This is a genomic window from Segatella copri, assembly GCF_026015625.1.
GTDB lineage: Bacteria > Bacteroidota > Bacteroidia > Bacteroidales > Bacteroidaceae > Prevotella > Prevotella copri_H.
The window spans coordinates 1,080,100-1,093,296 of the sequence record NZ_JAPDVG010000001.1 but is presented as its reverse complement, the minus strand read 5'-3'; the positions used below and the strand labels follow the sequence as shown (position 1 = coordinate 1,093,296).

The 13,197-nt window shown below is 37.8% G+C and carries 19 protein-coding genes and 2 pseudogenes; 16 read left to right on the top strand and 5 right to left on the bottom strand.

Annotated features, from left to right (window positions below):
• Window positions 1–7: 7 nt before the first annotated feature.
• A complete protein-coding gene (locus ONT19_RS04825; protein ID WP_264953036.1) occupies window positions 8–811 on the bottom strand; it encodes a YqiA/YcfP family alpha/beta fold hydrolase in 804 nt (267 codons plus the stop codon).
• Between the two features lie 115 nt (window positions 812–926).
• On the opposite strand from ONT19_RS04825, the gene ONT19_RS04820 reads away from it, so the two are divergent.
• A complete protein-coding gene (locus ONT19_RS04820) occupies window positions 927–1,097 on the top strand; it encodes a hypothetical protein (RefSeq protein ID WP_264953037.1) in 171 nt (56 codons plus the stop codon).
• A gap of 110 nt (window positions 1,098–1,207) precedes the next feature.
• On the opposite strand, the gene ONT19_RS04815 is transcribed toward ONT19_RS04820, so the two are convergent.
• Together ONT19_RS04815 and ONT19_RS04810 are read right to left on the bottom strand one after the other, a co-directional pair.
• On the bottom strand, window positions 1,208–1,297 hold the full coding sequence (locus ONT19_RS04815; protein ID WP_153082247.1) for a smalltalk protein: 90 nt from the start codon (window positions 1,295–1,297) through the stop codon (window positions 1,208–1,210).
• Between the two features lie 95 nt (window positions 1,298–1,392).
• Window positions 1,393–2,067 (bottom strand): HU family DNA-binding protein, encoded by a 675-nt coding sequence (locus tag ONT19_RS04810; protein ID WP_119230337.1) that lies wholly within the window; start codon window positions 2,065–2,067, stop codon window positions 1,393–1,395.
• A 1,137-nt stretch (window positions 2,068–3,204) separates the two neighbouring features.
• On the opposite strand from ONT19_RS04810, the gene ONT19_RS04805 reads away from it, so the two are divergent.
• Together ONT19_RS04805 and ONT19_RS04800 are read left to right on the top strand one after the other, a co-directional pair.
• On the top strand, window positions 3,205–3,345 hold the full coding sequence (locus ONT19_RS04805; RefSeq protein ID WP_264953038.1) for an N-acetylmuramoyl-L-alanine amidase: 141 nt from the start codon (window positions 3,205–3,207) through the stop codon (window positions 3,343–3,345).
• A gap of 266 nt (window positions 3,346–3,611) precedes the next feature.
• A complete protein-coding gene (locus ONT19_RS04800) occupies window positions 3,612–4,412 on the top strand; it encodes a KilA-N domain-containing protein (protein WP_006846641.1) in 801 nt (266 codons plus the stop codon).
• 101 nt (window positions 4,413–4,513) lie between these two features.
• On the opposite strand, the gene ONT19_RS04795 is transcribed toward ONT19_RS04800, so the two are convergent.
• Both ONT19_RS04795 and ONT19_RS04790 read right to left on the bottom strand, forming a co-directional pair.
• Window positions 4,514–4,954 carry a hypothetical protein gene (locus ONT19_RS04795; RefSeq protein WP_235305293.1) on the bottom strand — a complete coding sequence of 147 codons (441 nt, stop codon included), beginning with the start codon at window positions 4,952–4,954 and terminating at the stop codon, window positions 4,514–4,516.
• A gap of 380 nt (window positions 4,955–5,334) precedes the next feature.
• Window positions 5,335–5,610 carry a hypothetical protein gene (locus tag ONT19_RS04790; RefSeq protein WP_118141880.1) on the bottom strand — a complete coding sequence of 92 codons (276 nt, stop codon included), beginning with the start codon at window positions 5,608–5,610 and terminating at the stop codon, window positions 5,335–5,337.
• On the opposite strand from ONT19_RS04790, the pseudogene ONT19_RS16300 reads away from it, so the two are divergent.
• From ONT19_RS16300 to ONT19_RS04720, 13 genes and pseudogenes are all read left to right on the top strand, one after another.
• A pseudogene (locus tag ONT19_RS16300) lies at window positions 5,603–5,971 on the top strand (helix-turn-helix domain-containing protein); the annotation flags it as partial. The gene ONT19_RS04790 and the pseudogene ONT19_RS16300 sit on opposite strands and share 8 nt — an antisense overlap.
• A gap of 325 nt (window positions 5,972–6,296) precedes the next feature.
• Window positions 6,297–6,506, top strand: coding sequence for a hypothetical protein (locus ONT19_RS04780; protein WP_203069180.1), 210 nt, complete (start codon window positions 6,297–6,299; stop codon window positions 6,504–6,506).
• 218 nt (window positions 6,507–6,724) lie between these two features.
• On the top strand, window positions 6,725–7,147 hold the full coding sequence (locus ONT19_RS04775) for a hypothetical protein (protein ID WP_264953039.1): 423 nt from the start codon (window positions 6,725–6,727) through the stop codon (window positions 7,145–7,147).
• 563 nt (window positions 7,148–7,710) lie between these two features.
• Window positions 7,711–8,073: a hypothetical protein gene (locus ONT19_RS04765; RefSeq protein ID WP_238405602.1), complete on the top strand. Its 363-nt coding sequence runs from the start codon at window positions 7,711–7,713 to the stop codon at window positions 8,071–8,073.
• Between the two features lie 43 nt (window positions 8,074–8,116).
• Window positions 8,117–8,314 carry a hypothetical protein gene (locus ONT19_RS04760; RefSeq protein WP_203069174.1) on the top strand — a complete coding sequence of 66 codons (198 nt, stop codon included), beginning with the start codon at window positions 8,117–8,119 and terminating at the stop codon, window positions 8,312–8,314.
• A 40-nt stretch (window positions 8,315–8,354) separates the two neighbouring features.
• Window positions 8,355–8,978: an XAC2610-related protein gene (locus ONT19_RS04755; RefSeq protein ID WP_264953040.1), complete on the top strand. Its 624-nt coding sequence runs from the start codon at window positions 8,355–8,357 to the stop codon at window positions 8,976–8,978.
• Window positions 8,978–9,379 (top strand): hypothetical protein, encoded by a 402-nt coding sequence (locus ONT19_RS04750; protein WP_264953041.1) that lies wholly within the window; start codon window positions 8,978–8,980, stop codon window positions 9,377–9,379. Before ONT19_RS04755 ends, ONT19_RS04750 begins: the two co-directional genes overlap by 1 nt.
• A gap of 35 nt (window positions 9,380–9,414) precedes the next feature.
• Window positions 9,415–9,588, top strand: a pseudogene (locus ONT19_RS04745) (recombinase family protein); the annotation flags it as partial.
• A 35-nt stretch (window positions 9,589–9,623) separates the two neighbouring features.
• Window positions 9,624–10,316 carry an XAC2610-related protein gene (locus tag ONT19_RS04740; RefSeq protein ID WP_264953042.1) on the top strand — a complete coding sequence of 231 codons (693 nt, stop codon included), beginning with the start codon at window positions 9,624–9,626 and terminating at the stop codon, window positions 10,314–10,316.
• Window positions 10,317–11,084: 768 nt separating this feature from the next.
• The gene (locus ONT19_RS04735) at window positions 11,085–11,567 is read left to right on the top strand and encodes an energy transducer TonB (RefSeq protein WP_264953043.1); all 483 of its coding nucleotides are present in this window, start codon (window positions 11,085–11,087) and stop codon (window positions 11,565–11,567) included.
• Window positions 11,568–11,648: 81 nt separating this feature from the next.
• A complete protein-coding gene (locus ONT19_RS04730) occupies window positions 11,649–12,017 on the top strand; it encodes a hypothetical protein (protein ID WP_264953044.1) in 369 nt (122 codons plus the stop codon).
• A 329-nt stretch (window positions 12,018–12,346) separates the two neighbouring features.
• Window positions 12,347–12,571, top strand: coding sequence for a hypothetical protein (locus ONT19_RS04725; protein ID WP_264953045.1), 225 nt, complete (start codon window positions 12,347–12,349; stop codon window positions 12,569–12,571).
• Between the two features lie 336 nt (window positions 12,572–12,907).
• The gene (locus ONT19_RS04720) at window positions 12,908–13,051 is read left to right on the top strand and encodes a hypothetical protein (protein ID WP_182429251.1); all 144 of its coding nucleotides are present in this window, start codon (window positions 12,908–12,910) and stop codon (window positions 13,049–13,051) included.
• The last annotated feature ends 146 nt before the right edge of the window (window positions 13,052–13,197 follow it).

The window sequence follows — 13,197 nt, the reverse complement described above, 5'->3', positions numbered from 1 at the left end:
CCTGTTGTTAGAATTTATCTATTTCTGTGAAACGATTGAAAGTTCTGCCGTCCCTCGTAACTTTCCCGAAGAACATGTTTTCCGGTCTTACCCAATAGGCTTGGTCTCCATAGAGAGCCTGATAAACCACCATGCGCTCCTGGGTCTCGGAGTCGAAGGCTGAATGGATGAATTTGTATTTGCCGCCCTTAAAGTGCTGGAAATATCTTTCTTCCTTTGCCGAAAACTCCATCAGCATTTTCTGGGCAAGTGGAGCATACCAGGTCTTCACCTCCTGCTCAGTAGGCGTGTGACCACCAGGGAAATGGAAGGCTTGGTTGTAGTGCTGCAGGAAGAGAGGAGAGAAGTGAGCCAGGGTGTCCTGCTCACCAAAAAGTCCCCACACACGATCCTTATAATAGGGGTTGCAATGATCGAACTGCACGGCTTCCAGCTCCGCAAACTCCTCAATCAGCGCCTCGTCAATCACCAGCCGCTGATTTCCGTCCCTTCTCGGCGCCTTGTATTCATGCTCTCCGATTCGCTCCTTCAGAAACTCCGTCATCATGAAATACGGATTGCCGAGCAGGGCAGGAATGCCCACCACTGGAGCCAGCATCTGGGCGAGGAAAGAGCCGCAGCTGTTGCCCAGAAACAAGTCGGGCTGCTCCCGGTCGATGATGGAGCGAATCTCCTTCAGTGCCTCCTTGGGGTGCAAAGGGAGGTCGGGAGTCAACACCACCGCCGTCCCCTCAAACGCCTCTTTCAAGGCTCTCGCCATCGGACAGCTGCCCGTGGCGAAGAATCCGTGTAGGAATAATATCTTCTTCATGCTCTAATCATTTGATAATGATGCGCCTGTAATCTAGGAGGGTAAGCCATGCTCAACTCCCATATCAGCGCAATATATCTGCAAAAATACAAAAAATATTCAGAAAAGTGATTTTATGGATGGATTTTGTTGGCAGGGCGAACTTGATTTAACCTTATTTTATAAGATAGAGGGCTATTTTGATAATCTGAAATCCTTAATGACCTTAATGACCATGACCGGAAATGACCGGAATCTTTGGGGGGTGAAAATGATGATGACCCTTAATGACTTTGACCCTTCATGACCGGATTTTAGGTAGAAACAAAAAGACCGCTCTCCTCATAATGAGGTGAGCGGTCGATTTTCATTTTATGACTGAGTCTGCTTATAATAATAAGGTAGACTCCATGTTCTTTATCCCATGCAGCTCGTTACTCCGAGCGTAGTAGCGATAGCGGTCAGAATGCTGATGGCTATCTGCAGAATTGTTTTCCAAGTTTTCATTTTTTTGAATGTTGAATGTTGAGTGTTGAATGTTGACTTTTTGTGGGCGGATAGGCTGGGCTAGGGGCTAGCACCCTAGCCAGTCTATCCTTGGGCTATTCAAGGCCGTCGCCAGTATCGTCCTTGCCGGTAGTACCGCCGCCAGATTCAGAGCCTTGGCCGTCGCTGCCGGTCTGACCGGTGTTTGAACCACCTGGGGTAGAACCGCCTGGCGTATTATCCGGAGTAGTTGGGGCGTTGAGGTCAACGTTGGTCTTACCCTCCTTAATCGCCTTGATAACGGCTGCCTGAGCGCTGCGGCTGGCTACGAGGTTGAACTCGGCGTCATCGCGAAGGTTCTTAAACTCCTGACCTGGCTCCCACTGAACTTTCACACCGGTGATGTTCTGAGCGGTGAACTTGTCAGCATCCTCAGCACCCTTCGAGGTGAGAAGGAGAGAGAAATCACCGAGGTCGCCCAGACGAATCTTCTTGCCCTCAAGCAACATCTCACGCATGCAGTCTACGGCGATGTAGAGGATGGCGCTGATGTCAGCTCTCGAATAGACACTGCCATGAGAGGTGATGTGCTTGGCAAACTTCTCGATGGTCATGATGTCGGTGTACTGTGAGATGGCGAAAGCATTCTGCTTCTCGGTCTTCACGAGTTCCAGGTCCTTTGGGTCAGGGGTCTTACCCTCCTTCTTTGCCTGGTTGATGCGTGACTTAGCCTGGTTGATTTCCAGAAGATTTGCGTTCACGCTACGCATTACGATGCTGTAATTAATCATAGTCGTTTGTAGTATGTTTAGAGTCCTTTGTTTTGCAACTCCCCAGAACGCCCCGTTTCTGCCGTTTTCGGGGTCTTCATTGATGACCGGCGTCTGCCATCATTTATAACCCGTGTTGGTCTTAATAGAAGACCCGAGCAAGGCACAAAAGGCTGTTCTTTCGATTGCCGGTGCAAAGATACAACATTTTCGGGCAGAATGCAAGCTTTCACCCTAACTTTCTATGCGAGAAAGGCTATAAGTAGCTGTAATACAATAAGTTCTATTGATTTTCTATCTGAACTTTATTGCAAATAACAGAAAAACGCAGAAAAAATACAATGGAGAACAAAGAAAGGCAAAAGCGGTCATTTCCGGTCATGGTCATTTTCGGTCATTTTCAAAATGAGTTGGGTCATTTTGAGCTATAGTAAATATAAATATTATTTATATTATACTATAGATGACCTTTTCTCCCCCGAAACGAAAATGACCGGAAATGACCATGACCGAAAATGACCGGAATATAATCTTCATAGTGATGGGAGATAATAAATTGTTAGATGCGCTAAAGTGTTGGCTATTAATGTTATATATGATTTGTGTGTAGTCTTGCTATAATTGTGTATGTATAAAATAATCTACATTCATCAGGCTCATATTTGTACCTTATTGTTCTTCTTTTGCCCTTTTTCTACCTGTCATTTCTTCTATTTTTGTCAAAAATACCTACCTTTGGAGCATGGTTTCACGTCCGAGGAGGGACATTTTACACCCTTAGGAGAGGGGGTAAAACATCTTCCTAACCTCCATATTTTGCATTTTTCCGTTAAATAACGTGATAAAATTCTTGGGTTTGCCAACTTTTTATTATCTTTGCTAGCAATTAACAAATTATTGACGTAGCAATAGTCTGGAAAGCTAGAAACTACATAATAACAATACTAAGATGAAAAGATATAACTTATTGTTATATAACTATTTAATTTGTATATTTCGTGTATGAAGTAAAGTCTGTATGTTGGATTAAGGATGAAATATATATTTACATTGGAGATGCTTGAATCCGCTTTTTATGCATTCTCCCAATACCTGTTTTCAGCGATGAAAAACGGAAAAATTAGAGTTTTCTGATTACATAAACCCGTTTTTTAGCCCATGAATAGCCGATTTTGCCCTTTAATTCATGCCCTCATTGAGCAGCTGAATGAGGAATATCCATTAGCCACGATTCATGGGCACAATGAATTTGCCAACAAAGCCTGTCCCTGCTTTGATGTGAAGAAGGAGTGGGGCTAACAGATAGGGAACGCGCTGCGTTCCCTATTTATACTTATTTTCCGATGCAACATGTGAATGTTGCTGATAGTATAGCTCTCTCTTGGATTTTTGGCTAAATGATATGCTAAATAATAATAAAATTGCTGCAAAGTAAGTCTGTTTTCAAAATTTTCAATTATCTTTGCTGATAGCAATTAAAATAGATAAAAGATATTAATCGAATAAAAGTCGTGTTGGTTATCAATATGTAACCACCGATTTGTATTATCTAAAAACTAAGGATTATGGCAAAGATAAAAGTTGAAAATACAGAAATATCTGTTGTTAATGTTCAAAATGAGGATTATATCTCTCTGACAGATATGGCACATAGCCAAATGCAAGAGCATATTATTTTCAGATGGATGAGCCTCAAAAGTACAATAGAATACCTCGGTGAATGGGAAAAGCTATATAATCCGAATTTTAATTGTACCGAATTCGATACAATTAAAAATGCAGCAGGAAGCAACAACTTCGTACTTTCTGTAAAGGCATGGATTCAAAGAACAGGTGCAATAGGCATCATGGCAAAAGCTGGCCGATATGGTGGAACTTATGCTCATCGAGACATTGCGTACCACTTTGGAATGTGGATTAGTCCTCGTTTCCAACTTTTGTTGGTAAAAGAGTATCAACGTCTTAAAGCTGATGAGCAGAAACAATTGTCATGGTCTGCCAAGCGGGAACTATCAAAGATAAACTATCGCATTCACACGGATGCTATCAAAGTAAATCTCATTCCTGCGGAAGTGACTCGTGAGCAAGCTGCCATGAAATATGCTGATGAAGCGGATGTACTCAACATAGCCATGTTCGGCATGACTGCGAAACAATGGCGTGAGCAGAATCCCGACAAGAAAGGCAACATTCGTGACTATGCCAGTATTAATGAACTTATCTGTCTCTCAAATATGGAGAATCTCAACGCTGTATTTATCAATGATGGTATGGCGCAGTCTGAGCGACTTATCAAACTCAATCAGATTGCCATTCAGCAGATGAAAATTCTTGAAGATACAGGAGGAAGAAACTTATTAAAATAAAGATTAATTTGGCAATAAAGGATAAGGATGGAAATACGGTGGGATGCATTTTTTATCAGATGCATCCCCCTATGTAAATCCATATATTTCTTGTAGCGGCTTTAAACTTTGTCTTCTATCTTTGTGAATAGGCATTTCCCTTTTCTATAATCGTTGGGAGAAATTCTTTTTTTGTCATCAAATTCTAATTTATAGTCTTCAACATCCCATTCCCAAGCTTCTAGCATTACATAATGTTGGTCATATAGAATCCAAATGAGTTTATCCCAAAGATAATTCGTTGCTTTAGGAACCATTGTGACTTTACTTCCGGGCTTACCACTTGGTCTATTTGCTTTTACCTGGTATCTTTGATGATTAAAAACAAAATCTGCACCTTTACTTACTGCGGTTTTATCCTGCATGTAATCAGAATAATCACTTTCTGACATTCCAACTAACATCGCTGCATCAAATTCAGATATAACAGAAGTAATCTGTGGCGCAACACCATATTTTGATTGCCATTGCAAGGCAATCTCAACAAGTTTATCTCTTAACATAATAATCCATTTCTTGATATTTGCTATATATTAAAAAACAGCAAAATTATTTCCCGATGCAACATGTGGATGTTGCTGATAGTTAAGCTTTTATCTTTTAAACGGTACAACTACCCTTTTTACAAGTGCAGAGAAAATGAACAACAAATGTAATATGCTTATTCTCAGCCTGTTAGCGATAAAGTTGTACCGCTTCTTTTTAGCCTTTTTTGTAAGATTCTGGAAACAAATGCAATGCATTGTTTCTCTGCCTCTTCCGTTTCTTGTGTTACAGAACGCTTATCTGGTTGCAAAGATACAGATTTATATTGGATTAGTGCAAACGATTATCTTAAAAAATATTATTTTATTCCTTGTGTTATTTCATCAATACAGGCTTATTATCGTAGCCGTTCATCTTGTTTGTCACTATTGTCGTTCCAAATAACCTCTGGTTCATGTATAGTTTGCAATGGTACTTTAACAATAGAGTCAGAAGCCACTTTCTCATAGTCATTTGGTGAGTGATTGGTTTGCTCTACAAAGGTTTTAAAGAGAAAATTTCTTCCCATACCATTACCGAATATTACATCCAATGGTTCTCCTGTATCTTTCCATATTCTGACTCTTGCTGCAAAACCAAAATCAAATTTAACGGCACATTGTCTGCAACTCATTGACTGTGGCATTAACCTCTACATTCAAAAGGAACAGCTTATATTATTGGACGATGAAGGACATCCGTCCCTCTTTGCCCCGATAATGATAGCCACGCTTTCAACCTGTGCGCAATTGGAACGTGAAAATATCTCATTCCGATTGCAGTCAGGAAGGAAGCGGTATATAGAGAAAGGTGGAAAACTCGGACGCAATGTAGGCTCTGTAAAAACGGCAGAACAGATGAAAGCCGAATATAGGGAAGTTATTAGTTTGCTCCGCAAGGGGTATTCCATTCGGGATGTGGCGAAGTTAAGTGGAAGGGGCGTGAGTACGGTGCAACGAGTTAAGCGATTAATAAAAGTGCAATCACCGCAATAATACTATTGATTTTACGTTCTTTTCAAAGAAAGGGGTTTGTGCAATAGTGGCTTATAGGCTAACAGCACTACCTTTGAATGCTGTTAAATATGAAATGTTCAAAGTCGCAATTTGTGATTTTGGAAAAATGAATATAAATATGACAGATAAAATAGAAAAAAGGAGAGCAGCGAACTGTGTATATCACATAGGTGCATCCATTAAGGACTTAGTCAAAAAGCTGTTTGGTTTCTCCAAGATGGAGATATATAGTATTAAGGCGCATCGCCAGTAAACGTCCTTTGTTATTTGATCCAAAATAGAACACTTTAAAAACGGAGGTAGAATGAATAGATATTTCGACTCTTACGGTTCTGACCCACGCCGCATCCAGTATGCAGGTAGCGAGACTGATGGACTTTCTGTTGACTATAAGCAAAAATATGTTCAGCAGTTGCAGGTTATCAAGGATAATTATGCAACCTTTGATATGATGGCAGGCTATAAAGCTGGTGCATCGGGGCTGGAAATGGTCAGATGTAGAAAATGCTTTTGATATGTATCAATCACGCTCTATTCATGTTATTCAGCATGAGGGATTTTCAACTAAAAATGCTGAAAAATATGGGTATATGTTAGGAAGACATTCATTGCCTAAGCATGGTCGTGATAAAACTATCAATTTTGCCGCATTATTTTATTCTTTGTTTAGTCATTAAAGTTTTATGAGGATGGGAATTCCCATCCTCATAATTATAAAATCGAAAAATCAATATGAAAAAAGTAATATTTATAATTATTGTCATTATCTCAGTTTTATTACAATATTTTTTTGGTAAAACACGATTATACTATTATAATAGTTATAATTTGTTTTTATTAATAAATGAGAAGAATATCACAAATGGAGAACTAAAAATAAGCAAAAATATATTTAGTTTTAAAAACAAAATAGATTTTGGACATTACGGTGAATTGCCTATATTTTATATGGTACCTAAAAATGGACAAATATACATATGTGATTACCGTAATAATATAACGAAGATACATAGCGAAGATATTTACTTATATTATACAAAAAATGATGTAAAAACAAAACTGTCAGACAAGATAATCTATATAACCTGGGACGTGATACCTGTAATTTATGATGCAGAGAAGAAAACAATTTTAAATGTCCAAAGATTGTTATAGAGCTTTATTAAGAAGGGCGTACCTTCTATGTTTTTTCTTGTGGAATAATCATAGAAGGCACACCTTTTTTATCCTTTCTTCTTCAGAGTATAGTTCTTGCTATCCTCTCTTTTAGGTTCATTGTCAAATGAATCCAGCAAAATAACACTTTTATTCTCTCTCACCTTATAGAAAATGTTGTCACCACTCAAAGGATGCACAAGCATCAGGATATTGTAGTCAAGTATTTGAAAAGTTCCTCTTAACCTTTCCTGTTTGTTCTACTTTTCATTGTATGACTGTATCAACAAATAGGTACCATCAGCATTTAATGTGAGTGTTGTTTCAACATCAGGTGGTAACACTCCGTAATATGTTCCAACATTTGTGGTTAAAGCTACAATTCAATGCAATAAAATCAAATGTCTATCGTTCTTTAGATAAAACATAAAATAAAGACGTATGAAAGTATCAACAAAACAAGGCTATAAACCGCCTTAAAATTCGTCAGGGCTTATCAGAGGATATTTCCCTTGTATCTTTGAAAGTTTTTCCATATAAAATCCAAGCACTACGGGTTAGAGATGATTTATCCAGACGAGGAGAAGATTACCTATTCTTACAACCTCGGCGGTCAGCTTGAAAAGGTGCATGGCTACAAGTCATACGGCTACGACTATGTGAGCAAGATTGACTATGACAAGTTCGAGCAGCGCACATATTTGAAGTATTGCAATGGTGCGGAGACGTTCTACACCTACGTCCCACAGCGTCGCAGATTGCAGAACCTCACGGTGAACAGTGGTGGCAACGCCATTATGGACAATGCCTATACATACGATGCGGTGAGCAATGTGCTCAGCGTTGTAAATGGTACGTCAGTTCCACAAAGTGGCAAGGCTGGCGGAAAGATGGCGCATACCAATACATACTCTAACAGTAGCTAAGGCTCGGAATATTTCGACCAAGCTTACGCATGCAGGAGCTGTTTTGATAGGAGCTGATATACTCCTTTCAGGAGAGATTAAGCCTTCACATTTAATAAATGGAGCTATGCTTGGTGTTTCAACAACTGGTGTTGGAACTATTATTGCTGGAGTATGGTTTATAGCAGGCTATGGTACAATGAGAATTAATTATATTTTTACAGGAGAAGCTAAAGGCATAAGTGATATTTATCTTATATAAGAAAATTAACGCAATGAAATGATCAAAATATTTAAAGACAATGAAAAGAATTATCGATAGTACATTAGTAATACTTTCTTTGATGTTGATCTTCGGTTGCAAGGAAAGTAAGGTGGGGCAGGGAAACCCTACCAAAGACAGCATGTCTATTGACACCGATAGTGTGATTTCGGGCAAAGTCTTTAACAAGCAAGATATTGCATCGGAAGATACGCTTAACGCTGTTATAAGAACACAATCTCCCAAGTCCAAGGATTTCGATTTTGAAGTATTTATTATGCGAGGGGAGAAAACAGTACAAATTATACCTTTCTCTTATCCAAAGGACGATACTTTTGACCCAAATGGTGGCCGGAAGGATAGCTGTCTGATGACTGATGTGACGTTTGATGGCAATAAAGATCTGTTGGTATATTTGGGACAATTCGGAAATCAAGGTGTGGAATATTGGGATGCTTATGTCTGGAATGAAGTCAAGCAGAAGTTCTTGTTTGTTCCATCATTCCATGATATTCCCAATCCTACGCTTAACGAAAAAGAAAAGATTATTGAATCTTTCAGCCGTGGTTCTGCCGTTGATTATGAGTTTGGAAAATGGAAGTTCGAGAAAGGAGTGTTTGTACAAAAAGAACTTCTGTCACACCCTCCGAGAGAGTGTGAATAATGTTATTCTCCGTTCATCACCACTTCATGGCCTCCTTGGGAAGCAACAACTTCGTGCTTTCTCTAAAGGTATGGATTCAAAAAACAGACGCAACAAGTGATAAAAAGATAGAGAACGCAGTGCGTTCCCTATTTTCGTTTCTATTACTTGCCGATGCATACAGTGAAGGAAATACACGTATGGAGGGAGTTCTTAACATCCAACAAAATGCTGATAATACAGAAGTTTGGTATTTGTTGCCTTTCAAAGATTATAGAGAAGTTGTCTTGGCTACATTCTATAGTGACGGTGAGAGTATCTTTAAAGATGTGACAGATAATTATAAGAAGACTTATCCTCACATTAAAAAGGTTGAGCTACATGCCATTTGCGCAATAGAGGAATTGGAGCCGGACAAATAATTGATAGAAGTAAGTTACATTTATATCTGAATAAATTGCAACATTGTGGCATTAACCTCTACATTCAAAATGAACAGCTTATATTATTGGACGAAGAAGGACATCCGTCCCTCTTTGCCCCGATAATGATAGCCACACTTTCGACCTGTGCGCAATTGGAACGTGATAATATCTCATTCCGATTACAGTCAGGAAGGAAGCGGTTTGTATCTTTGTCGCAATAAAAATAAAAATAAAAAGAAGTATGAAAAAGATAGTTTTTATTCTACTCATTTTTTGTAGTTTTCTTGTAGTATGGGGATGCAATAAGAATAAAACGAAATGTGTTCCACAGAAAGAAGCAACTTCTGATTCTTCTATGAGAAGTAATGACGACACTCTAAGCCTTATGATAGAGCATGAGGTTGACGATGTTGATTATGGAGTGATTATAAAACGTGGCGACAAGACCATTCATCGCTTCGGATACAAATATCCTGAAGATGATGATCTTGTACCAAATGAAGAACGTATTGATAGTTGTCTGTTGACTGACTTGAATTTTGACGGTATAAAAGAAGATGTGCTGTTTTATTTGGGTAGCTTTGGTGCTTCTGGCACTGAACATTTTGATGCATATGTTTGGAATCCTAATACTGAGCATTATGACAAAATTGAAGAATTCAAAGATATTCCAAACCCCAAAATCAGCGACAAATACAAGTGTATTCTTTCAAGAGTGTATGTTTCTTCCGCAGAGAACGAATATGTAAAATATGTATGCACCAATGGACATCTCATTAAGGTTGCCGAATTGAGACAATATTGGAAAGGGAACATTTATCCAGAGCGAGACAGGGCTGTTTATGAAGAGCATTTTATTAAAGCTAATGTTTGGAAGAGAAACTTGAAACTAAATCAAATTAGCGATTTCTGGAAACCGGTCGTACCGTTTTGATTATATCCAATTGGAGTTGGTGGGGTCATATAAAAATAAAAGGAATTATGGGCAAATATCGCTTTCCATAATTCCTTTCTAATATTTTTTCTTTTTAATGAGTTGTAGATATTACCTTTTTCCCATTAATAATATATATGCGTCCGTTCTCTATGCTTGTTACCTTTTTTCCAGACAAATCATATATCTGTTCTTCCTTTTGTGGGCTTATAGTAATGTTATCGACTCCTGTTGTCGGGAAATCATCCGTTTAAGGGGTAAATACCGTACAACGAGTGAAGCGATTAATAAAAGTACAATCATAGCAATAAAACTATTGATTTTACGTTCTTTTCAAAGAAAGGGGTTGTGCAATAGTGGCTTAAAGGCTAAAAGCACTACCTTTGAATGCTGTTAAATATGGTAATGTTCAAAGTCACAATTTGTGATATTGGAAAAATGAATATAAATATGACAGATAAAATAGAAAAAAAGGAGAGCAGCGAACTGTGTATATCACATAGGTGCATCCATTAAGGACTTAGGCAAAAAGTGTTTTGGCTTCTCCAAGATGGCAACAAAATAGTTCAAAGAGCGAATCGCCCCACTTTGGGGCTATATTTAGGCTACAGGAGGCATTTTCACGTTGCATAAACAACTCGTTCGCCAACTGGTTGTCAGAGTTAGTTAACGCCGAGGATTGCATAAAGGCTTTCCAAGGCATATGTTTAATTCAAATTTAATCCACTTTTTAAAGTGGAGTCATAGATAAAATCATATAGAATAAAGATGAAGGAATTAGTGGGTATTATATTATTGACAGTTTTGGTAGTATTTGGTTCATGCAACTCCAATACTAATGTGTCTCTTGTGGGAACATCTCCGCAACTATTTGATGTATGCCAAGTAAGCACAGGTAATCCTGGCTATAGAAATAGAGAGTTGTTCATAAACGAATTGGAAAACAAGTGTAAATATCCTATTGAGTTTCAAAAAAATAATTTGGAAGCATACGTTGCTGTTGAATACAAGACTGACCAACGAGGATATATTGTAAAAAAAAGAGTGGTTATTTGCGACAATAAAAAATTCAAAAAGATAACAATGGAAATATTCAATCAAGTTAAAACTCTCAAAATAGCCACAACAGAGAAAATAGATACAATCTACTTCCAATACAAGATACAAGGTTCACCAACTTTAATCCATTCAAAAGTAGATGTAAAGATTATCGGCTATGGCTACAATAATAAATCAATTTTAATGAAGTAACTCGATTTGTCATAATTCACTACTGTCCAATAAAAAAGGCAATTCAAATTATAGAATATTATAAAAACAATAATAGTCGAAATGAACAGAAGAAAAAATAGATCCCAAAATAGGAAAAAAGGCATTTGCAGTAAAATTACTGCTGCAAATGTCTATTTTACAATTTGTGCATGTGTTCTTATTTATACCATTGCTATTCCTGTGTTAGCAATGATATTAGAACATTGCGGTGAACAAACTGAAGCGATAATAACATCAAACACATCAACATGGCTTCATAGATGGAGTGTAAGTTGCTATATGTATGAGTTTGGGTTAAATGGACAAATTTATACAGGAAACTCTTTAATAAAAGAGGGGGAGAGTGATAAAATAGGAACAAAAATTAAAATTTACTATTTTAAAAATTTCCCATCTTTTAACAGACCATTAAGTTATTATGATGATTAAGTTGTAAAAGCTAAAATAAAAATGAGGGTATGTTAGTTTTCATACCCTCATTTTATGATAGTTATAGTCAAATTGAAATGGTTTGAGGAAATCTTAAGGTTTCATGTTCGATGGATAAAACAGTTCATGAATAGCATATTAGAACAATTCTATGCAATAAAATCAAATGTCTATCGTTCTTTAGATAAAACATAAAATAAAGACGTATGAAAGTATCAACAAAACAAGGCTATAAACCGCCTTAAAATTCGTCAGGGCTTAACAGAGGATATTTCCCTTGTATCTTTGAAAGTTTTTCCATATAAAATCCAAGCACTACGGGGTTAGAGATGATTTATCCAGACGAGGAGAAGATTACTTACTCTTACAATCTCGGCGGTCAGCTTGAAAAGGTGCATGGCTATAAATCTTACGGCTACGACTATGAGAGCAAGATTGGCTACGACAAGTTTGAGCAGCGCACATATTTGAAGTATTGCAACGGTGCTGAGACGTTCTACACCGTAAGTTATCATGCTTACATACCTTTACTAAAATTTAAAATATTGTTATGAACAAAATGATAAAAATAATATCAAGCATAATTTGTTTTGTTTGCTTCGTCATTCATGATTGGATCGATTATTTTAATGGTTTTTTGTTTTTTTTGCCAAATCTTCCAGAATCATTAATATCTGAAAAAAAGTGGGAAAAAAGATTACGCAAATTAATCAAAAAATCATAACATTATGAATGTGAAATAACCAGTCTTTTTAGGGGATTTTGATTAGGGCACGAAAAACCGCAAAGAAATTTTTAGGTATCACTGAAAATTTCAAAAGAGTCCAAAGACAAAGCAATTCAACTTGTTCAGTTCTCCTTCAGGGCTGATGTGCAAGCGAGAGAGTCGTATGTACGACGATGAGTCAGCATGGCATAACAAGTTCTACAAGGAAGTAACCTCCAAGGTTGACGAAGACATTTTCAAACCGCTCTATACAACAGAGCGAGAGGATAATCGTGTCGGGTGTCCTCCTGAACGGGCTCCGTTATAAGTTCCAGCTATGGAATCCAAGCTAGCTCTGTTTCTCAAAACTGCCGTATATTCTTCAAACTTATCAGCACACCTGCCTCCAGCGTAATGAGGTTGGCGAACGAGTGTCGTCCCGAATGGTAGGAATAGGTAAGTCCGTTCTCTTTT

Bases quoted from the DNA above. Each gene is read 5' to 3' on its own strand.
- ONT19_RS04790 (WP_118141880.1), bottom strand. From the start codon at position 5,610: ATGAGTTGCAGACAATGTGCCGTTAAATTTGATTTTGGTTTTGCAGCA.
- ONT19_RS04740 (WP_264953042.1), top strand. From the start codon at position 9,624: ATGAAAAAGATAGTTTTTATTCTACTCATTTTTTGTAGTTTTCTTGTA.
- ONT19_RS04775 (WP_264953039.1), top strand. From the start codon at position 6,725: ATGAAAAAAGTAATATTTATAATTATTGTCATTATCTCAGTTTTATTA.
- ONT19_RS04815 (WP_153082247.1), bottom strand. From the start codon at position 1,297: ATGAAAACTTGGAAAACAATTCTGCAGATAGCCATCAGCATTCTGACC.
- ONT19_RS04800 (WP_006846641.1), top strand. From the start codon at position 3,612: ATGGCAAAGATAAAAGTTGAAAATACAGAAATATCTGTTGTTAATGTT.
- ONT19_RS04730 (WP_264953044.1), top strand. From the start codon at position 11,649: ATGAACAGAAGAAAAAATAGATCCCAAAATAGGAAAAAAGGCATTTGC.
- ONT19_RS04810 (WP_119230337.1), bottom strand. From the start codon at position 2,067: ATGATTAATTACAGCATCGTAATGCGTAGCGTGAACGCAAATCTTCTG.
- ONT19_RS04735 (WP_264953043.1), top strand. From the start codon at position 11,085: ATGAAGGAATTAGTGGGTATTATATTATTGACAGTTTTGGTAGTATTT.
- ONT19_RS04725 (WP_264953045.1), top strand. From the start codon at position 12,347: ATGATTTATCCAGACGAGGAGAAGATTACTTACTCTTACAATCTCGGC.
- ONT19_RS04795 (WP_235305293.1), bottom strand. From the start codon at position 4,954: ATGTTAAGAGATAAACTTGTTGAGATTGCCTTGCAATGGCAATCAAAA.
- ONT19_RS04825 (WP_264953036.1), bottom strand. From the start codon at position 811: ATGAAGAAGATATTATTCCTACACGGATTCTTCGCCACGGGCAGCTGT.
- ONT19_RS04805 (WP_264953038.1), top strand. From the start codon at position 3,205: ATGAATAGCCGATTTTGCCCTTTAATTCATGCCCTCATTGAGCAGCTG.
- ONT19_RS04765 (WP_238405602.1), top strand. From the start codon at position 7,711: ATGATTTATCCAGACGAGGAGAAGATTACCTATTCTTACAACCTCGGC.
- ONT19_RS04820 (WP_264953037.1), top strand. From the start codon at position 927: ATGGATGGATTTTGTTGGCAGGGCGAACTTGATTTAACCTTATTTTAT.
- ONT19_RS04750 (WP_264953041.1), top strand. From the start codon at position 8,978: ATGTTATTCTCCGTTCATCACCACTTCATGGCCTCCTTGGGAAGCAAC.
- ONT19_RS04780 (WP_203069180.1), top strand. From the start codon at position 6,297: ATGAATAGATATTTCGACTCTTACGGTTCTGACCCACGCCGCATCCAG.
- ONT19_RS04755 (WP_264953040.1), top strand. From the start codon at position 8,355: ATGAAAAGAATTATCGATAGTACATTAGTAATACTTTCTTTGATGTTG.
- ONT19_RS04720 (WP_182429251.1), top strand. From the start codon at position 12,908: ATGTACGACGATGAGTCAGCATGGCATAACAAGTTCTACAAGGAAGTA.